We start from the raw sequence: 18,866 nt of genomic DNA on the forward strand, positions 1-18,866 counted from the left end.
GTATGTCTCCCAAGGACACCGACTGGGGACTCGTCACCGAAATGGTGCGGGACCACTTCTTCATAACCGGCGAACCCCGGCCCAAGCTGATCCAGTTCGGATTCTCACCCGAGTTCGTGAGCAAAATACCACTGAATTGGGTGAGCAGCGACAATTCCGTCGCCCTGGTGGAGGCGGTGCGGACCAGCGGTATCGAAACGCAACTCCAGCTGCTCAGCACTCTCGTGCGGATCGACTCGCTGACCTCCGTCCCGGAGGGAAAAGAGGCCCAGCGTCTCAAGTGCGAGCTGGAGGAGGCCGCGCGGCTGCACGTCTCACCCCAGGACTTCTTCCTCAGCACCGTGCTCAGCAACGGCGCCGAGGTGTTCATCGACCGGGCCGACTTCAGGAAGCGGCTCCGTGAATTCCTCGAGGATCCCGACAAGACCGTTCTGGTGGTGGACGGAGAGCCGGACAGCGGGCGCTCCTACAGCTACACACTGATCCGGCACATAGGCCAGCACTGCAATTTCCGACCCGTGCGGGTGACACTGAACCGGACTTCGACCGCCGAGCAGCTGGTCCACAGGCTCACCGAGTCGGTCGCGGACCCGACCGCGATGTCGGACGCGACCCCGCCGGGGCTCGCGAACACGGCCCTCTCGCCCTTGAATCCGACACAATTGAACGATCCACTACCCGAGATCGATGCGGCCGTGCACCGCGTCGTCAGTCAGGCCACCACCGCGACCGGCCAGTACTGGCTGGTGCTCGACGACTGCGACAAGCTCGACGCCAATTCCGACGTCTGGGACTGCATCGGCAAGCTGGCCCTGACCATCTACAACCAGAGGCCGGCGCCGCCGGACGTACCGCCGCGGCTGGTACTGCTCGGATACTCCCCGACGATGCGCCAGCTCCCGTACGAAATACGCAAGAACGAGGTCAGGGACACCGCCCGGATGTTCGGCCCGGACGATCTTCGGGAGTTCTTCCGGCAGTTCTTCACCGAGGCCTCGACGCCCCCGGACGCGCAGCGGATCGCCGGCCTCGTGGAAACGACCGTCCCCGCCGTCCTCCGGGCGGGAGAGGCCTCCGGCCCGGACAGCTACATGCGCAAGGTCTGCGCGGCGGCAGCGGCGTCGGTCCGCCTCTACGGCGGGCTCACCCCCGGCGAGGACTTCGGCGCGTGCCTGAGCGAGCGGCTGACCGCCATGGCGGCCGCCCCCGGCCCCGCAGACGTATCGGACCTGCGCAAGGCCTACCGGGAAGCGGCGTCCCTGATGAGCCGGTTCGACCCGGCGCGGCTGAAGCTGCCCGGCGAGGAGGAGCCCTCCGGGGCGGCCGGGGTGGAGCTGCTGCCCGACTGCCGGGCCGTCGGCGCGCGCAACACCTTCACCTGGGTGCTCAAGTCGGAGGTCCGCGACACGGCACTGCGCGGCTTCGCCGGTCCGGAACGGGCCCGCCTCGCCCTGCTGGCCAACCTGGAGCAGATCGAGCCCGGCCCGGGCCCGGAACGCACCGCGCTGACCTACCTCGACGGCACGCCCCCGGACCTCGGCCACCAGAAGATGGACGAGCTGCCGCACACCCTGCAGGCGGTGCTGTGGCTCGCGCAGATCCCGGGCATCACGGGCATCCCGGAGTGCGAGGAAGTACAGCAGCTGCTGGACCGGGCACGGCTGATGCAGCCCCTCGACCGCCTCGCACGCGGCTCTTTCCAGGGGCGCGCCGAGGAACTCGCCCGGCTGCGCGCCTACATCGGACTGCCCACGCCGTTCCAGGACGAATTCACCCGGGCGGTCGGCACCGGCACGAAGCGGCCGGTGCTGGTCCACGGGCCGAGCGGCGTCGGCAAGAGCGCCCTGCTCGCGACGTTCCTCCGGGACAGCCTGCGCGACTTCCCGACCGCGTTCCCCTTCGCGTACGTCGACTTCGAACGGCCCACCCTCTCGGTCCGCGAACCGGCCACCCTGATCGCGGAGATGGCCCGGCAGCTCCGCGTCCAGTTCCCGGACCACCACGCCGATTTCGACGCGCTGGCGCATGCCTGCGAGGAGACCGTCGGCCTCCACCGGACCGAAGAGGACACGGTCGACGAGCTCTACGAACTCGCCACCACCCGGGCGACGATGGCGCGGCTCTCCCAGTCGGGCGTGCACGCCCTGGCCGCCGCGCGCGAGGGCATGCTGGCGGCCCAGCTCGCGACACTCGTCGTCCAGGCCGTGGGGGTGCCCGCGCGGGAGCAGCCGCCCCTGGTGCTCGTGATCGACTCCTTCGAGGAGGCCCAGTACCGCGGTTCCCCCGAGCTCGGCCGCATGTGGGGTGTCTGGTCGGCGCTCCAGAAGGTGCACCCGCGGCTGCGCACCGTCGTCGCCGGCCGACTGCTGAAGCAGCATCCGGCCCGGGTGGTGGAGCCGCTGGCCATCGAGCTGAACGACCTCGGACCGAAGTCCTCCGTGGCCCTCCTCGTCTCTTGCGGGGTGACCGACGAACGGCTCGCCGAGAAGCTCGCCGAGCGCGTGGGCGGCAATCCCCTGAGCCTGAAGCTGGCGGCGCGGGCAGCCGAACAGGAGGGCGACCGGGCCGAGTCGCTGAACGAACTCATCGAGAGCCTGCCCCGGCGGCGCCGGCACTTCTTCCGCAAGGTCGACCAGATGCTCATCCAGGGGACCCTGTACGAGCGGATCCTGAGGCGCATCGGGGACGAGGACGTCCGTGCCCTGGCCCAGGCCGGGATGGCGCTGCGGACCATCACCCCCGGACTGATCCGGGAAGTCCTCGCCGAGCCGTGCGGACTGGCGGTGGACTCCGATCTGGAGGCGGAGCGCCTCTTCGAGCTGCTCTCCCGGCTCGACCTGGTGGAATCCGCCGGTCCGGGGACCGTACGCCACCGGGCCGACCTGCGGGCCATCATGCTGCGGCTGGCCGACCGCGCCCGTGCGGACGTGATGCGGGCGGTCGGGCAGCGGGCCGTCGCGTACTACGCGGCACGCGAGGGCCTGGAGCCGCGCGCGGAGGAGATTTACCACCGGCTGCGGTTGAACGAGAGCCCGCGCGAGGTGGAGCTGCGCTGGCTGCCGGGTGTCGAGCGGTTCCTCACCGGGGCCGACGAGGACATGGCGGGACGGTCCGCCGCGTACCTCGCCGGGCGCTTCGGCGGCCACGCCCCGGACGAGGTGCTCGCGGAGGCGGACCAGGAGGACTGGGAGCGCATCACCGCCCGCGAGGTGGAGGACCTGCTGTCGCAGGGGTACACCGACGCGGCCGCGGCCCGGCTCGAGGAGCGGCGCCCGTGGACCTCGGGCAGCCCGTTGCACCCCCTGTGGGTCGAGACCCTGGACCGGCTGGGCCGTCGTGCCGACGCCCGGGCGGCCGCCGACGCGGCCGTGACCCGCGCCGAGGAGGACGGCTTCCCCGGACTGCAGCTGGAGCTGCTGCTCCTCTCCGCCCGGCTGGCCGAGGCGGACGGCGAGCTCGGCGAGGCCGACGAGGACCTCGCCGAGGCCGAGGAGATCGCCACGGGCCTGGGCAAGGACTTCGAGGCGCTGGGCGCCCTGCTGACCCGTGCACGGCTGGCGTCCGGCGTCGAGGAAAACGACGAGGAGGTCGAGGGCAGGCTCGCCGAGCGGCTGCGGCGGCTGCCCGACGCGGAGCTCGTCCGCCAGCCCGCCCTGGTGCGTGCCGCGGTCGCCGAGGTCTCGCGCGACCACCCGCGGATCCTGGAGCACGTCCTGGACGTCGTGGGCCTGCCCGAGGCCGAGGACGGGGTCCTGGACGTCCTCGGCGAGGCGATCGGCCGCGTGGTGGCCCGCCGGCCCGAGCTGCGGGACTCGCTGCGCCGCCTGCTGGAGGACTCCGTCGGGCCGCCCGACCGGGGGGACACGACCGGGGCCACCCACCAGGGGGTGCGGGGCACCCTGCGCGAGGCGCGCCGGCTCGGGACTCTCGACCGGCTCGCCAGGCGCCTCCTGGCCCTCGACGACCGGAGCGGCGAGCTCGTCTCGGGCGTAGCGGCGGCGATGGGCGCCGGTGCCGCCACCCCCGGGCCGGACGCACCCACGGACGTACCCACGGACGTACCCACGGACGCGCCGCCGGTCGCGTCGGAGCCGGGCTGGGCGGACCACTCAGCAGAGCCAGCCGAAGGGAACGGCCACAGAGCGGCCTGATCGACCATGAGCGACACGTATCTCTCGCAGGACGACGTCGTACAGCTGCGGGACACCGCGGTGGAGACGGGTCTGACGGACCCGGCACTGCGGAGCCTGCTGTTCACGGGCATCCTCCCGAAGTACCGCGGCTCGCTGCCGCTCCTCGCGGCGCCCGGCCAGCAGGTCCACTCGGACCTCAACGAGATGAACCGGGTGGAGCGGCTGATCGACGGCACCGTGCCGCTGGCCGTCTGGCTCCGGAACGCCGCCGACCAGCTCACCGACGCCGCTGCCCGCGACGTGGTCCTCAAGGCACTGGACCGGGTGGCGCGCGACGCTGCCGGTGAGCCCGACGTGGCGCCCGACGTCCCCACCGGGGAGACCAAGGAAGAGATCATCTTCCGGGACGACACGGTGCCCTTCGACTTCCTGAGCAGCGGAGCGCTGGCGGGCTCCTCGGTCGCCCGCATCAAGGTGCTGCCGTACCAGGGGGGCGCCCTGCTCCAGCCGCTGGCGCTGCCCCACACCGGCACGGGCTGGCTGATCGCCCCCGACCTGCTCGTCACGAACCACCACGTGGTCAACGCCCGCAAGCGCACCGACGGCCAGCAGCAGGTGGCGGACCCGGCGGACCTCCGGCTCCAGGCTCAGGGATCACGCTCCCGGTTCGACTACCTGAGCGAGGACGACTCGGAAACCGAGGAGGCGCAGGCGAGCGAACTCGTCGCCTGGGACGAGGAACTCGACTACGCCGTGCTGCGCCTGGCCGCCGCGCCGCCCCGGCCCTTCCTCCGCGTCGCCACCGCACCGCTGGCGGTGGCCAAGGACACGCCGGTGGCGCTCAACATCATCCAGCACCCGGGTGGGGAGCCGAAGCGGATCGCGCTGCGCAACAACCTCGCGTTCGAGGCGGACGACCGGGACGTGCGCTACTTCACCGACACCCGGGGCGGCTCCTCCGGCTCGCCGGTGCTGACCGACGACTGGACCGTGGTGGCCCTGCACCGCGGCACGCGTCGCGTCTCGGACGTCAGCTTCCAGGGCAAGAACACGGCCTTCGTGAACGTCGGCACGCAACTGAGCGCCATCATGCGGCACCTGCGGGAGCACAGCCCGCAGATCCACGACGAGATCGCCGCGGCCCAGTCACGCTGACGCGGCGGCCACGACCACAGGAGGTGTGAGATGCGCGCTGGATCACCGGTGTCGACCGGGCCCGAGCAGGTCTTCCGAGAGGACCTGCTGGAGGTGGCCGCACGCGTACGCAAGGGGCTGGACGCGGAGAAGGACACGGAGATACTCGAGTCCGCCGAGGAGCTTCCCCGCGAGGACGAGGCGGCCGCGCAGATCGGCCGCGCCGCCCGGGAGGAGCGGGCCAGGGTGCTGGAAGCCGGGGTGCGCGGGCTGGAGAAGCTGGCGGCGGGCCGCACCGGGGACGTCGACGCGGACGAGTACTTCGGGGTGGAGGCGATCGTCCTGCTCGAAGGCCGCCCGGCGATCCTGGTCCAGGGCCAGGACTTCGCCTCGCAGCCGGGCGACTGGGCGCTGCTGGACGGGCAGCGGCCGGGCATCCGGAAGTCGATCGAGCGGGTCGGCCGGGTGGAGGTCTCCGGCCACGCGGAACTGGACTGGCTGGGCACGGGCTTCCTGGTCTCGCCGTTCGCCGTGATGACCAACCGCCATGTCGCGGCCGAGTTCAGCCGTGCGGACGGCGAAGGCGGGTTCACCTTCCGCCAGGGCATGGGTGCGCGCATCGACACCGCCGAGGAACTCGGCACGCCCGCCACCGACGGATCGTTCGAGTTCAAGGTCACCGAGGTCATCGGCATCCACCAGGACGTCGACATGGCACTGCTCCGGGTGTCCCCGACGGCCGGCGGCGGCGGGCCGCTGCCGACGCCGCTGCCGGTCGCGGCCGACGCTCCGCCGGACCTGCCGGGACGGCCCGTGTACGTGGTGGGCTACCCGGCGGCGGACGGCCGCCGCAACGAGCCGGAGGCCATGAGCCGCATCTTCATGGACATCTACAACGTGAAGCGGCTCCAGCCGGGCACGGCGACGGCGCTGGTCCCGGACGGGCCCGGGTTCACGATGACGCACGACTGCTCCACGCTCGGCGGCAACAGCGGCTCCCCGGTCTTCGACCTGGCCGACCACCGGGTGCTCGGCCTGCACTTCGGCGGGCGGTTCAGGTCGGGCAACTTCGCCGTGCCGCTGTTCCAGCTGACGGACGACCCGCTGCTGGAGCGGGCGGAGGTCAACTGGGTGTAGGGCGCCTGCGAAGTCGAGCGGGCACAGGTCTTGACTCGGGCGAAATAGGGAGGAAACTCATCATTACACCGGAATACCGGATAGAGCCGCACCTCCCTCCGGAGACGTCCAGAGGCTCGCGTGACCCTTGTCCAGGCTCTGGCCAGGCCCCCGGCAGCTCTTGCGAACCACGGGAGCCATCGGCGACGGCGGATGGCTCATGGCATCGGCGAGACTGCCGGGGACTGTCTTGTTCCGCGCGGTTCCCCAGTGCGCTCGTCCGCCTGCGTGGGTCCCGCTGTCGCACCGGTTCCCCGGCGCGCATCGGCACTAGTTCCCCAGCGCGCCTTCGAGCAGCCTGGGCGCGGGCGCCCCGCCGAGGACGGACGCGACGGACTGCGCGAGCCGGGGGATGCGGTGGCCCGGGATTCCCGCGATGTTGATCCGCCCCGACGTGGTGCCGTAGACGGCGAACTCCCGGCGCAGCCGGAGCATCTGCGCCGCGGTGAGCGGCAGCATCGAGAACATCCCCTTCTGCCGCGCGAGGGCCCGCGCCTGCGGGCCGCAGCCCAGGGCGCTCAGGTGCGTCGTCAGGTCCGACCGGTTGGCCTCGATCCGGCCGCGCATGACCTCCAGTTCCGCCTGCCAGTCGGCCCGCAGCCCGGCGTCCTCCAGGATCGTCGTGACGACGGCGGCGCCGTGCTCGGGCGGCATCGAGTACAGCGTCCGGGCGGCGTTCTGCAAGGCCGTCTCGGCGTGCCGCAGCGCCCGGCCGGACGCGCCGAGGACGATGGCGCAACCGGTGCGGTCGCTGTAGAGGCCGAAGTTCTTCGAACAGCTGACGGCGATGAGCATCTCGGGCACGCGGGCGGCCAGGATGCGCGTGGGCAGCAGATCGGCCTCCAGCCCGTCCCCGAGCCCGTGGTAGGCGAGATCGACGAACGGCATCCAGCCGCCCCGGACGGCCAGCTCGGCCAGCGCCTCCCAGGCGTCCAGCGTGGGATCGGCTCCCGTCGGGTTGTGGCAGCACCCCTGGAGCAGGACGACGTCGTCGCGCCGCGCGCCGCGCAGTTCCCGCAGCACGCCTTCCGCGTCGAAGCCGCCCTGGGCGTCGCGCCAGCCGTACGTACGGACCGTCAGCCCGGCGGCCTCAAGGATGGGCCGGTGGTTCACGTACGCCGGGTCGCTGATCCAGACCGTCGTGCCCGGGCGGGTCCGGCAGATCAGGTCGGCCAGCAGCCGCAGCGCGCCGGAGCCGGCGACGGTCTGGACGGCCACGGCGCGGTCGGCGGGCACCTGGGACCCCAGGACCAGCGCCGGCAGGACCCGGTTGAATGCGGCGTTGCCGGAGAGTCCCCGGTACTCCTTGGACTCGGAGCGCTCCGCCAGACGGATCTCGGCCTCACGTACGGCGGCCATGACGGGCGTGCGGTCCGTGTGGTCGCGGTAGACGCCGAGGACGAGGTTCAGGCGCTCGGGCCGCTCGTCGGCGGCGAACTCCGCGGTCAGTTCCCACAGCGGGTCGGTGGGCGGCGGCGGGAGGAGCTCAAGCATGTTCGGGAACCTCGGGTACGTGACGGATGCCGGGACGGCGGTTGGCGAGCACGACGCCGGCGGTGATGAGGGGTACGCCGACGAGCACGGCGAGGGTGGGTGATTCGTCGAGGAGGGGGATGGCCAGCAGGACCACGGCCACGGGGCTGAGGCTGCCGACGACGGAGCTGCGCTCGGCGCCCAGCCGGCGGATGGCGAAGGCGTACAGCAGGCCGGCGCACAGGCCGACCCCGAATCCCTGCACGACGAGGAACAGGGCGATGTCGCCGCCCGCCGCGTGCGCGAGGCCCGTCGGGAGCACCCCGGTGAGGACCAGGAGCCCGATGACCGCGAACGAGGGCAGGCACAGCAGTCCGATCGAGCCGACCGGATCGAGGTCGACGTCCCGCAGGCCGACCGTGTACAGGGCCCACAGTCCGCTGGCGACCAGGAGGGTGCCGGCCCCCGCCAGTACGTCCGTGTCCACGGGGACGACGTAGCGCCAGACGAGGGCGATCACGCCGACCGCGATCAGCGCGAGCCCGGCGGCCTGGGTTCCGCGGGGCGCGCCGTGGCCGCGGGCGGCCATGAGCGCGGAGACGAACAACGGGACCATTCCGGGAACGATCGAGCCGACGAACGCCGCGGACGTCAGGGCGCCGCCGTGCATCGCCGCGAGGAAGAACGGCACGCCCGCACCACAGACGATCTTGATCGCGGGGCCCGGCCGGACCGCCGCGATCCGGTGGCGGCGCCGCCACAGCGCGGGGAGCAGGACGACGATCGGGACGCCGAAGCGCAGCAGGGCCGCGTCGGCGGGCAGGAGGGTGGACGCGCTCAGGGCCCGGGCGCTGAGCGCGAAGGCGGCCCAGATCGACACGGTCACCAGGAGCGCGAGCACGCCCTGGGCGTGCGGGGAGAGCCCGAGCCGGCCGGGGTTTCCGGCCGGCGGGACCGCTGTGTCAGGAGGCGCGGTCACCCCGGTGATGTTCGTCGCGACCACGGAAAATGTGCTCCAGCCTCTGAGAGCGGACCGGTCTGGCCCGTTCGAGGGCAACGCTAGGGCTTCGGCCGGGGCAGCCGATTGCCAGTTCTGCCTCTCGGACATACGTTTGGGGCAGGATCTGCCAAGGAGTGGCCGTGGACGCAGTCGATCTGCAGATCATCCGGGAATTGCAGGCCGACGGGCGCCTGACCAACCAGGACCTCGCCGACCGCGTCCGGCTCTCCCCGTCGCCCTGTCTGCGCCGCGTCCGGCGCCTGGAGGAGGCCGGTCTGATCCGCGGCTACACGGCCATGGTCGACCAGGTCGCCTTCGGGCTCCCGGTCACCGTCTTCGTCCGGATCCGGCTGGAACGCCACACCGCTCAGGCGGTCCGGCTCTTCGAGGAGCACGTGGCGGTCATCGAGCACATCCAGGACTGCTACCTGATGGCGGGGAGCAGCGACTACCTGCTGCGCGTGGTCATCGAGGACCTGGAGGCGTACGAAGCCCTGGTGCGCCACCGGATCCACGCCATTCCCGGTATCGCCTCGATCGAGTCGAGCTTCGCGTTCGGCAGCGTCAAGCAGTCCCGCACGTACCCCCGCCCCTCCCCCGGCGGGTCCGCGCGACGCCCCTGAAGCCCGCCGGTCACCCCTCGGTGTCGGCGGCGTCGCCTACCGGGCGGCCCCGACCGCCGCTTCGAAGACCGCGTAGGCCGACGCGTCGAAGAGCACGAACCGGACCTCGTCCACCTCGGTCCGGGCCTCCCGTACCGTCTCCACGGCGATCCGCGCCCCGTCGTCCATCGGCCAGCCGTAGGTCCCTGTGGAGATGGCCGGGAAGGCGACCGTGCGGGCCCCCAGCTCGTCGGCGACCCGCAGGGATTCGCGGTAGCAGGAGGCCAGCATCGCCGACCGGTCCTCCTCCCGCGACCAGACCGGGCCGACGGTGTGGACGACGTGCCCGGCCGGGAGCCGGCCCGCGGTGGTGGCGACGGCCCGGCCGGTGGGCAGGCCCTTGCCGTAGTGCGAGCGGCGCAGGTCCTCGCAGGCGGCGAGGATCTCCGGGCCGCCGCGCCGGTGGATGGCGCCGTCGACCCCGCCGCCGCCGAGCAGCGAGGAGTTCGCGGCGTTGACGATCACGTCGGCCTTCTCGGTGGTGATGTCGCCGAGGACCAGGGTGATGCGGGGCATCAGAAGTCCTTTCGCAGGTGGCGCCAGACCGCCTTGGCGGCGTTGTGGCCGGACATGCCGTGCACGCCCGGGCCGGGCGGGGTCGCGGAGGAGCAGATGAAGACGGCCGGATGGGGGGTCGTGTACGGAGAGAAGGAGAGCTTGGGGCGCAGCAGGAGCTGGAGCCCCGAGGCGGCGCCGCAGGCGATGTCCCCGCCGACGTAGTTGGCGTTGCGGGCGGCGAGCTCGGGCGGGCCGGCGGTGGCGCGGGCCAGGACCAGGTCGCGGAAGCCCGGTGCGAAGCGCTCCAGTTGGCGTTCGACGGCGTCGGTGAGGTCTCCGCCCCAGCCCGCCGGGACATGCCCGTACGCCCAGAACACGTGCTTGCCCGCGGGTGCCCGGCCGGGGTCGGCGAGGCTGGGCTGCGCCGTGATGAGGAAGGGGTTGCGCGGGGCGCGGCCGCCCGAGGCGAGTTGCAGGGCGGCGTCGATGTCGCGGGTGCGCGGGCCGACCTGGACGGTGCCGGCCCGGCGGGGTTCCTCGGCGGTCCACGGGACGGGGCCGTCCAGCGCGTAGTCGATCTTGAACACGGAGGCGCCGTACCTGTAGCCCTCGTAGGCCCGGCCCAGGCGCGCGATCCGGGCCAGGGCGGTCGGCGAGGTGTCGAAGACGTACGCGCGGGCCGGCGGGAGGTCGTCGAGCCGCTTGACCTCGAAGCCGGTGTGGATCGTACCGCCGAGGTCCCGCAGGTACCCGGCGAGCGCGTCGGAGATCGACTGCGAGCCGCCGCGCGGCATGGGCCAGCCGTTCGCGTGCGCGGCCAGGGCGAAGACCAGGCCCACGGCGCCGGTGGCGATCCCGCCGAGCGGGGCGATGACGTGCGCGACGAGCCCCGCGAACAACGCCCGGGCGCGGTCCTCGCGGAAGCGGCGCAGGAGCCAGGTCGAGGGGGGCAGCCCGGTGAGCCCGAAGCGGGCGAGGGTGACGGGGTCGCGGGGCAGGGCGGTGCCCGGCAGCGACATGAAGTCCCGGGCCAGCGTGTCCCATTTGCCGAGGTACGGACCCACGAGCCGGCGGTACGCACCCGCGTCCCGCGGCCCGAGGGACGCCGCCGTCTCCGCGACCGAGCGGGACAGGACGGCGGCCGTGCCGTCGTCGAAGGGGTGCGCCATGGGCAGCGGGGCGTGCAGCCACTCCAGCCCGTACCGCTTCAGCGGCATCGTGGCGAAGACGGGCGAGCCGATGCCGAGCGGGTGTACGGCCGAACAGGGGTCGTGCCGGAAGCCGGGGAGGGTCAGCTCCTCGGTCCGGGCGCCGCCGCCGACCGCGTCGGCGGCTTCGAACACGGCCACCGAGAAGCCGCGCCGGGCCAGTTCGACGGCGGCCGTCAGCCCGTTGGGCCCCGCCCCCACCACGACCGCATCGAGAATCGACGGCACTTGCGACTCCTTCGTCCGGCGGCGCCTGCGTTCCCCAGGATATTCCGGCCGCGCGTTCCCTAACCCCGCAGCAGGTCGCGGATGCGGACCGCGGTGGCCTCGTCCCGGCCGACAGCGAAGGGCAGTGCGTTGTCCCGGTCCACCCGGAAGGGCACCCCGGCGACGGTGGTCTGCGCCCCGCCGGCCTCGGCGACCAGCAGCAGCCCGGCCGCGTGGTCCCAGGCCGAGGGCCAGGTGAAGGCCAGGCCGTCCATCTCGCCGCGGGCCACCTTCAGGTACTCCAGGCCCGCCGATCCGCACGGCCTGGCCGCCACACCGGGCACGTCCAGCCGGCCCAGGGTCCGCTTGTCCTCCTCGGAGGTGTACAGGGGGTGGGCCATGGCGATCCGCAGCTCGGCGCCCCGTTCGGGCGAGCCGCTGTGGATCCGCTCGCCGTTGACGTACGCGCCCTGCCCGCGCACGGCGGTCGCCAGCTCGTCCAGGGCCGGGGCGAAGGTCCAGGAGGCGAGGATCTCCCCGTGGTGGGCCAGCGCCACCAGGGTGCAGAAGGCGGGGTCGCCGGAGACGAACTGCCGGGTGCCGTCGACGGGGTCCACGATCCATACCGGGGCGTCCGCGCGCAGCGCCGCGTACACGGTCGGGTCGGCGTGCACGGCTTCCTCGCCGACCACGGCCGAACCGGGCAGCAGCCGCGTCAGGGAGGCCGTGAGGTGCTCCTCGGCCTTGCGGTCGGCGACCGTCACCAGGTCGTGCGGTCCGGTCTTCTCGTCGACCTCGTGGTCGGCGAGCTGGCGGAATCTCGGCATGATCTCGACCGCCGCCGCCTTGCGGACGGCCTCTTCCACATCGGACAGGCCTCGTGCCAGGAACTCATCGATCATGCCTCCAGCAAAGCACGCCCGGCTGACAAACCCCACCGACGGTTCCCTGCGAAGGGCTGGACTCCGGGTGGACCGCGGGTGAACCGGCCGAGCGGAGCTGCCCGCCGCGTCTGGCGCGCGGGACCTTCGCCTACGATCCGGGGCCGGGCGCCCGAAGGGTCGCTGAGGTCGCCCTCCAGGCCGCCGGCTGCTGCACGGTGCAGGAGATCGTGACGGACCCGTGGTTCGCCGAGGCGGTGGACGCCCGGGCCGGTGGGTCAGCCGTCGGGACGCTGCCGGCGCATGAGCGCCGTGTACAGCAGCATGGACGAGGCCAGACCCACCGCCCAGCCGTAATCCGCCAGCGGCTTCAGGAAGGGGATCAGGCCGTCCTCGGGGAAGGGGCCCTGGCCGGGGGCCGAGTGCGAGCCGCCGATGGCCAGCACCCCGCCGACCAGGAAGGCCGCCAGCGCCCGGACGTTCCAGCCGCCGGTGTACCAGTACGGCCCGCCCTCCCGGTACAGGTCGGGCAGCGAAAGCCTCGTGCGCCGCACGATCCAGTAGTCCGCGATGAGGATGCCGGCGACCGTTCCGAGCAGGCCGCCGACCAGGCCGAGCCAGGTGAAGATGTAGAGCTCGGGGGTGGAGGTCAGCTTCCACGGCATGATCAGGACGCCGACCACCCCCGTGATCAGCGCCCCCCTGCGGAAGTTGATCCGGCGGGGAGCCAGGTTGGCCAGGTCGTACGCCGGGGAGACGACGTTCGCCGCGATGTTCACCGAGATCGTCGCGACGAGCACTGTGACCAGGGCGTAGAGCAGCCCGAAGACGTTGTCGGTCTTGGAGACCAGCTCCACCGGGTCCCAGATCGGGGTGCCGTACACCGCCTCGGAGCCGGAGGTGACGAACACCGACAGCAGCGCGAAGAGGGTCATCGTCGTCGGCAGCCCCAGCGTCTGTCCGAGGATCTGGGAGCGCTGGCCGGCGCCGAATCGGGTGAAGTCCGGGATGTTGAGCGAGAGGGTGGACCAGAAGGCGATCATCCCCATGAGCGAAGGGAAGAAGACCGGCCAGAAGTCCGCGCCCCAGCCGAGCTTGGACGGCTGGTCGAGGAGTTCGCCGAAGCCGCCCGCCTTCAGCCCGATCCACACGAAGAGCGCCAGGGCGCCGACGATGACGAAGGGTGCCGCCCAGTTCTCGAAGCGCCGAAGCGTCTCCATCCCCCGGTAGATGATGGCGAGTTCGAGGACCCAGAAGAGGACGAAGCACAGCCAGAGGGTCCAGGGCTGGCCGGCGATCTCCCCGGCGTCCGCCCAGCCGCCGAAGATCTTGCCGAGCAGGACGAAGATCCCGGACCCGCCGATCCAGGTCTGGATCCCGAACCAGGCGCAGGCCACGGCCGCCCGGATCAGCGCCGCCAGATTCGCTCCGCGCACCCCGAAGGAGGCCCGGGCCAGGACCGGGAACGGGATCCCGTACTTGGGGCCGGCGTGCCCGGTGAGCAGCATCGGCACCAGCACGATGAGGTTGGCCAGGGCGATGGTGAAGACGGCCTGCTTCCAGTCCATTCCCAGGGCCACCAGCCCGGAGGCGAGCAGCCACGAGGGGATGTTGTGCGCCATGCCGACCCACAGGGCCGTGAAGTTGTACGTGGTCCAGCGCCTGGCCCCGACCGGTACGGGCAGGAGGTCGGGGTTGGCGAAACGGCCGTCGGAGGGGACTTCGCCGGGAGCGAGCTCGACGCGGTCCGGGGTGTCGTCGCCGATCGTGTGGTCCAGCATGAGCGCGCGTCCCTTCAGGTCGCGATCCGGGCCCGGGCCGGGCCCGGGCGTCAGGATCTGAGTGCCGGGATGATGTGCTGCCCGTAGGCGTCGATCGTGGACTCCTTCGCGTCGTGCATGTCGTAGAGGGCGAACTGGTCGACGCCGAGGTCGCGCAGGGCGCGCAGCTTCTCGATGTGGGCCTCGGCCGGGCCCAGCAGGCAGAAGCGGTCGACGATCTCGTCGGGGACGAAGTCCGCGGACGGGTTGCCGGCGCGGCCGTGGTGGCTGTAGTCGTAGCCCTGTCGGGCCTTGATGTACTCCGTCAGGGCGTCCGGGACCAGCCCGGAGTGTTCGCCGTAGCGGCCGACCAGGTCGGCGACGTGGTTGCCGACCATGCCGCCGAACCACCGGCACTGGTCACGGGCGTGGGCGAGGTCCTCGCCGACGTACGCGGGGGCCGCCACGCAGATGGTGATCGACGCAGGGTCGCGGCCGGCCGCCGCGGCGGCGTCCCGGACCGACTTGACCATCCACTCGGTGAGGTAGGGGTCGGCGAGCTGGAGGATGAACCCGTCCGCCTTCTGCCCGGCCAGGGCGAGGGCCTTCGGGCCGTACGCGGCCATCCACACCGGGAGCTTCCCGTCCCGGATCCAGGGGATCCGGATCGGATTGCCGTCGACGACCGCCTCCCGGCCCTCGGCGAGGTCGCGGATCACCTCGATGGCCTCGCCGAGCCGGGCCAGCGTGTTCGGCGCGCGTCCGGCGACCCGCATCGCCGAGTCCCCGCGCCCGATCCCGCACACGGTGCGGTTGCCGAACATGTCGTTGAGGGTGGCGAAGGTGGAGGCGGTGACCTCCCAGGTGCGGGTGCCCGGATTGGTGACCATCGGCCCGACGTGCAGTTTTCGGGTGTGCTCCAGGATCTGGCTGTAGATGACGAACGGCTCCTGCCACAGCACGGCGGAGTCGAAGGTCCAGCCGTAGCGGAACCCGTTGCGCTCGGCACGGCGCATGAGGCTGATGACCTGCGAGGCGGGCGGATCGGTTTGCAGGACGAGGCCGAAGTCCATGACGGACACTCCTTACAGGTACTGGCAGGTGGAGCGGGGGACGAAGACCCCGTGGCCGGCCCGGCCCGCGTACTCGCGCCGGTCGATGACGAGTTCGCCGCGGGAGAGCACGGTGTCGACGCGGCCGGTGATCCGCTTGCCCTCGTACGCCGAGTAGTCCACGTTCATGTGGTGTGTCTCGGCGGAGATGACCTGCTCGGCGTGCGGATCGTAGAGGACGATGTCGGCGTCGGAACCCGGCGCGATGGTGCCCTTCTGCGGGTAGAGGCCGAACATCCGGGCCGGGGTCGCGCAGGCGATCTCGATCCAGCGGCGGCGGCTGATGTGTCCGTCCACGACGGCCTGGTGGAGGAGGTCCATGCGGTTCTCCACCCCCGGCAGCCCGTTGGGGATCTTGGAGAAGTCGCCGCGGCCCAGCTCCTTCTGGCCGCGGAAGCAGAACGGGCAGTGGTCGGTGGAGACCACCTGCAGGTCGTTGGTCCGCAGCCCCCGCCACAGCGCCTCCTGGTGCTCGCGGGGCCGCAGCGGGGTGGAGCAGACGTACTTGGCGCCCTGGAAGTCGGGCTCGGCGAGGTTGTCGGTGGACAGGAAGAGGTACTGCGGGCAGGTCTCTCCGAAGACGGGCAGACCCTTGTCGCGGGCGGCGGCCAGCTCGGCCACCGCCTCCTCCGCCGAGACGTGGACGACGTACAAGGGGGCGCCCGCCACCCGCGCGAGCTGGATGGCGCGGTGGGTGGCCTCGGCTTCGAGGAGCACCCTGCGGACCTCGCCGTGATGGCGGGGGTCGGTCTCGCCGCGGGCCAGGGCCTGTTCGACCAGGACGTCGATGGCGATGCCGTTCTCGGCGTGCATCATGATCAGCCCGCCGTTGGCGGCGCCGCGCTGCATGGCGCGCAGGATGCGCCCGTCGTCGCTGTAGAAGACGCCCGGGTAGGCCATGAACAGCTTGAAGGAGGTGACCCCCTCGCTCACCAGGAGGTCCATCTCCTTGAGGGTGCCCTCGTTGACGTCCGAGAGGATCATGTGGAAGGCGTAGTCGACGGAGCACTTGCCGTCGGCCTTGTCGTACCAGGTGTCGAGTCCCTCGCGCAGGGACTGGCCCACGCTCTGCACGGCGAAGTCGACGATGGTGGTGGTGCCGCCCCAGGCGGCGGCCCGGGTTCCGGTCTCGAAGGTGTCCGAGGCCGCGGTGCCGCCGAAGGGGAGCTCCATGTGGGTGTGCGCGTCGACCCCGCCCGGGATGACGTACTTCCCGCTCGCGTCGATCGTACGGTCGGCCGTCCATGCCCCGGCGGCCGCCGAGCCGTGCGCGGCCAGGGCCGCCACGCGGCCGTCCTCGATCAGGACGTCCGCGTGCAGTTCGTCGGCGGCGGTCACGACCAGGCCGCCGCGGATCAGGGTGCGGATGCTCATCGGAATCCCCCTACTGGATGCTGCGGAGCGCCTGTTCGAGGATCTCGGCGCCCTCTTCCGCCTCGGCGACGGTCAGGGAGAGCGGCGGCGCGATGCGCAGCACGCTCGTGTTGTGGCCGCCGCCCTTGCCGATCAGCAGACCGCCCGCCCGGGCGGCCTCCAGGACGGCCGCTGCCGCGTCCGGGTCGGCCTGGTCGGTTCCGGGCCTGGTCAGCTCCAGGCCGGCCATCAGACCGCGGCCGCGTACCTCCCGTACGGCGGGCACGTGGGCGGCGATCGCACGCAGCCGCTCCAGCAGCATGCCGCCGACGCGGCGGGCGTTGCCCTGGAGGTCGTGCTCCAGCAGGTACGCGAGGTTGGCGGCGCCGGCCGCCATGGTGACCGGGGAACCGCCGAAGGTGGAGATGGAGTTGGAGTCCAGGCAGTTCATCACCTCGGCGCGGGCCACGACCCCGCCGACGGACATGCCGTTGCCGATGCCCTTGGCGAAGGTGAGGATGTCCGGCGGGCCGTTCTGGGCGTGGGCCTGCCAGCCCCAGAAGTGCTCGCCGGTACGGCCCCAGCCGGTCTGCACCTCGTCGCTGATCCACAGGATGCCGTGCCGGTCCAGGACCTCGCGGAAGGCCCCGTACAGGCCGTCGGGCGGGGAGGTGAATCCACCGACGCCCTGGATCGGCTCGGCGATGAGCGCGGCCACTCCGCCGCGGGCCTGGCCGAGTACGTCTTCCAGGTCGGCGACGGCGGCGGCGGTGAAGGCGGTGTCGTCGAGGTGGGCGAAGGGGCCGCGGGTGCGGACGGCGCCGTGGACGTAGTACGTCTGGAGCGGGGAGAGGCTGGTCGGGGACCAGCCTCTGTTGCCGGTGACGGAGACGGTGGAGAAGGACCGGCCGTGGTAGCTGTTGCGCATCGCCAGGATCTGGTTGGAGCGGCGGTACGTCGTCGCGAGCAGCAGGGCGGTGTCGTTGGCCTCGGTGCCGGAGGTGGTGAAGAAGACCCGGGCGTCGGGAATGCCGGACAGGGCGGCGACCCGCTCGGCCAGCTCCACCATCGGCCGGTTGAGGTAGAGGGTGGAGGAGTGGATGAGCCGCCCGGCCTGTTCGGAGACGGCCTTGGTGACCTCGGGCAGGGCGTGGGCGGTCATCGTGGTGAGGATGCCGCCGAAGAAGTCGAGGTAGCGGTTGCCGTCGGCGTCCCAGACGTGGCGGCCCTCGCCGTGGGTGAGCTCGATGGGGTGTGCGTAGTAGAGCGCGAGCCAGTCGGGCAGGACGGTGCGGTGGCGACTGTGCAGGGGAATCGGGTTGGTCACGGCTGTACGAGCCCTCCGTAGGCGTCGGGGCGGCGGTCGCGGTAGAAGGCCCACTGGTCGCGGACCTCCTTGATCAGGTCGAAGTCGAGGTCGCGGACGAGGAGTTCCTCCTCCTTGTCGCTGGCGACGTCGCCGACGAACTGGCCGCGCGGGTCGACGAAGTAGCTGGTGCCGTAGAAGTCGTTGTCGCCGTACTCCTCCTGCCCGATGCGGTTGATCGCGGCGATGAAGTACTCGTTGGCGACGGCGGCGGCGGGCTGTTCCAGCTGCCAGAGGTAGGCGGAGAGGCCACGGTGGGTGGCGGACGGGTTGTAGACGAGCTGGGCTCCGGCCAGGCCCAGTTGGCGCCAGCCCTCGGGGAAGTGGCGGTCGTAGCAGATGTAGACCCCGACACGGCCGACGGCGGTGTCGAAGACGGGCCAGCCGAGGTTGCCCGGGCGGAAGTAGTACTTCTCCCAGAAGCCCTTGACCTGGGGGATGTGGTGCTTGCGGTACTTGCCGAGGTAGCTGCCGTCGGCGTCGATGACGGCGGCGGTGTTGTAGTAGAAGCCCTCGGACTCCAGCTCGAAGACCGGTACGACGATCACCATGCCGGTCTCGCGGGCGAGGTCCTGCATACGGCGCACGGTCGGGCCGTCGGGGACGGCCTCGGCCCAGCGGTAGTGCTCGGTCTCCTGGACCTGGCAGAAGTAGGGGGCGTTGAACACCTCCTGGAAGCCGATGATCTTCGCTCCCTGGGCGGCGGCCCGGCGGGCGTGCTCCTCGTGTTTGGCGATCATCGATTCGGTGTCTCCGGTCCAGGTGGCCTGGACCAGCGCGGCGCGGACGACTTGGGCCATGAGCTGCTCCTCGCGACGGGAACGCCGAGTTCTACGCACGTAGACGGTGTGCGTAGGGAGTAGAACGTAGGCCTCGTCACAGCGTGGGGCAAGACCGCCGTGC

14 protein-coding genes are annotated in these 18,866 nt (G+C 71.9%); 4 read left to right on the forward strand and 10 right to left on the reverse strand.

The window, feature by feature from the left end; all coding sequences use genetic code 11:
* Positions 1-2: 2 nt before the first annotated feature.
* Genes AB0D48_RS06515 through AB0D48_RS06525 form a run of 3 tightly spaced genes read left to right on the forward strand, consistent with a single transcriptional unit; the run spans position 3 to position 6,404 of the window.
* On the forward strand, positions 3-4,151 hold the full coding sequence (locus AB0D48_RS06515; protein ID WP_362391434.1) for an ATP-binding protein: 4,149 nt from the start codon (positions 3-5) through the stop codon (positions 4,149-4,151).
* A 6-nt stretch (positions 4,152-4,157) separates the two neighbouring features.
* Positions 4,158-5,288, forward strand: coding sequence for a trypsin-like peptidase domain-containing protein (locus AB0D48_RS06520; RefSeq protein ID WP_362391436.1), 1,131 nt, complete (start codon positions 4,158-4,160; stop codon positions 5,286-5,288).
* 30 nt (positions 5,289-5,318) lie between these two features.
* Entirely contained in the window at positions 5,319-6,404 is a 1,086-nt protein-coding gene (locus AB0D48_RS06525) for a serine protease (protein ID WP_362391438.1), read from the forward strand.
* A 309-nt stretch (positions 6,405-6,713) separates the two neighbouring features.
* Here the strand turns inward: AB0D48_RS06525 and AB0D48_RS06530 are convergent, their stop codons facing one another.
* Both AB0D48_RS06530 and AB0D48_RS06535 read right to left on the reverse strand, forming a co-directional pair.
* Complete coding sequence (locus tag AB0D48_RS06530) at positions 6,714-7,937, reverse strand: aromatic amino acid transaminase (protein WP_362391440.1); 1,224 nt, start codon at positions 7,935-7,937, stop codon at positions 6,714-6,716.
* A complete protein-coding gene (locus AB0D48_RS06535) occupies positions 7,930-8,919 on the reverse strand; it encodes a DMT family transporter (protein ID WP_362391442.1) in 990 nt (329 codons plus the stop codon). Before AB0D48_RS06535 ends, AB0D48_RS06530 begins: the two co-directional genes overlap by 8 nt.
* 137 nt (positions 8,920-9,056) lie before the next feature.
* On the opposite strand from AB0D48_RS06535, the gene AB0D48_RS06540 reads away from it, so the two are divergent.
* On the forward strand, positions 9,057-9,539 hold the full coding sequence (locus tag AB0D48_RS06540; RefSeq protein ID WP_362391444.1) for an Lrp/AsnC family transcriptional regulator: 483 nt from the start codon (positions 9,057-9,059) through the stop codon (positions 9,537-9,539).
* A gap of 36 nt (positions 9,540-9,575) precedes the next feature.
* Here AB0D48_RS06540 and AB0D48_RS06545 read toward each other — a convergent pair whose 3' ends face one another.
* From AB0D48_RS06545 to AB0D48_RS06580, 8 genes are all read right to left on the reverse strand, one after another.
* Positions 9,576-10,094 carry an O-acetyl-ADP-ribose deacetylase gene (locus AB0D48_RS06545; protein WP_362391446.1) on the reverse strand — a complete coding sequence of 173 codons (519 nt, stop codon included), beginning with the start codon at positions 10,092-10,094 and terminating at the stop codon, positions 9,576-9,578.
* The gene (locus tag AB0D48_RS06550; RefSeq protein WP_362391448.1) at positions 10,094-11,512 is read right to left on the reverse strand and encodes an NAD(P)/FAD-dependent oxidoreductase; all 1,419 of its coding nucleotides are present in this window, start codon (positions 11,510-11,512) and stop codon (positions 10,094-10,096) included. The genes AB0D48_RS06545 and AB0D48_RS06550 overlap by 1 nt, the downstream gene beginning before the upstream one ends.
* Positions 11,513-11,571: 59 nt before the next feature.
* Positions 11,572-12,393, reverse strand: coding sequence for an inositol monophosphatase (locus AB0D48_RS06555; protein WP_362391450.1), 822 nt, complete (start codon positions 12,391-12,393; stop codon positions 11,572-11,574).
* Between the two features lie 257 nt (positions 12,394-12,650).
* The gene (locus AB0D48_RS06560) at positions 12,651-14,153 is read right to left on the reverse strand and encodes an NCS1 family nucleobase:cation symporter-1 (protein ID WP_362391452.1); all 1,503 of its coding nucleotides are present in this window, start codon (positions 14,151-14,153) and stop codon (positions 12,651-12,653) included.
* Between the two features lie 50 nt (positions 14,154-14,203).
* Positions 14,204-15,205 (reverse strand): TIGR03842 family LLM class F420-dependent oxidoreductase, encoded by a 1,002-nt coding sequence (locus tag AB0D48_RS06565; protein WP_362391454.1) that lies wholly within the window; start codon positions 15,203-15,205, stop codon positions 14,204-14,206.
* Positions 15,206-15,217: 12 nt separating this feature from the next.
* Positions 15,218-16,618: a dihydropyrimidinase gene (gene hydA / locus AB0D48_RS06570; RefSeq protein ID WP_362391456.1), complete on the reverse strand. Its 1,401-nt coding sequence runs from the start codon at positions 16,616-16,618 to the stop codon at positions 15,218-15,220.
* 10 nt (positions 16,619-16,628) lie between these two features.
* Positions 16,629-17,924: an aspartate aminotransferase family protein gene (locus tag AB0D48_RS06575; protein WP_362391458.1), complete on the reverse strand. Its 1,296-nt coding sequence runs from the start codon at positions 17,922-17,924 to the stop codon at positions 16,629-16,631.
* Positions 17,921-18,763 carry a nitrilase-related carbon-nitrogen hydrolase gene (locus AB0D48_RS06580; protein WP_362391460.1) on the reverse strand — a complete coding sequence of 281 codons (843 nt, stop codon included), beginning with the start codon at positions 18,761-18,763 and terminating at the stop codon, positions 17,921-17,923. The genes AB0D48_RS06575 and AB0D48_RS06580 overlap by 4 nt, the downstream gene beginning before the upstream one ends.
* Positions 18,764-18,866 lie beyond the last annotated feature (103 nt).

Source organism: Streptomyces sp. NPDC048269 (assembly GCF_040652395.1).
Classification (GTDB): domain Bacteria; phylum Actinomycetota; class Actinomycetes; order Streptomycetales; family Streptomycetaceae; genus Streptomyces.

Bases quoted from the DNA above. Each gene is read 5' to 3' on its own strand.
- AB0D48_RS06515 (WP_362391434.1), top strand. From the start codon at position 3: ATGTCTCCCAAGGACACCGACTGGGGACTCGTCACCGAAATGGTGCGG.
- AB0D48_RS06520 (WP_362391436.1), top strand. From the start codon at position 4,158: ATGAGCGACACGTATCTCTCGCAGGACGACGTCGTACAGCTGCGGGAC.
- AB0D48_RS06525 (WP_362391438.1), top strand. From the start codon at position 5,319: ATGCGCGCTGGATCACCGGTGTCGACCGGGCCCGAGCAGGTCTTCCGA.
- AB0D48_RS06530 (WP_362391440.1), bottom strand. From the start codon at position 7,937: ATGCTTGAGCTCCTCCCGCCGCCGCCCACCGACCCGCTGTGGGAACTG.
- AB0D48_RS06545 (WP_362391446.1), bottom strand. From the start codon at position 10,094: ATGCCCCGCATCACCCTGGTCCTCGGCGACATCACCACCGAGAAGGCC.
- AB0D48_RS06555 (WP_362391450.1), bottom strand. From the start codon at position 12,393: ATGATCGATGAGTTCCTGGCACGAGGCCTGTCCGATGTGGAAGAGGCC.
- AB0D48_RS06560 (WP_362391452.1), bottom strand. From the start codon at position 14,153: ATGCTGGACCACACGATCGGCGACGACACCCCGGACCGCGTCGAGCTC.
- AB0D48_RS06565 (WP_362391454.1), bottom strand. From the start codon at position 15,205: ATGGACTTCGGCCTCGTCCTGCAAACCGATCCGCCCGCCTCGCAGGTC.
- hydA (WP_362391456.1), bottom strand. From the start codon at position 16,618: ATGAGCATCCGCACCCTGATCCGCGGCGGCCTGGTCGTGACCGCCGCC.
- AB0D48_RS06580 (WP_362391460.1), bottom strand. From the start codon at position 18,763: ATGGCCCAAGTCGTCCGCGCCGCGCTGGTCCAGGCCACCTGGACCGGA.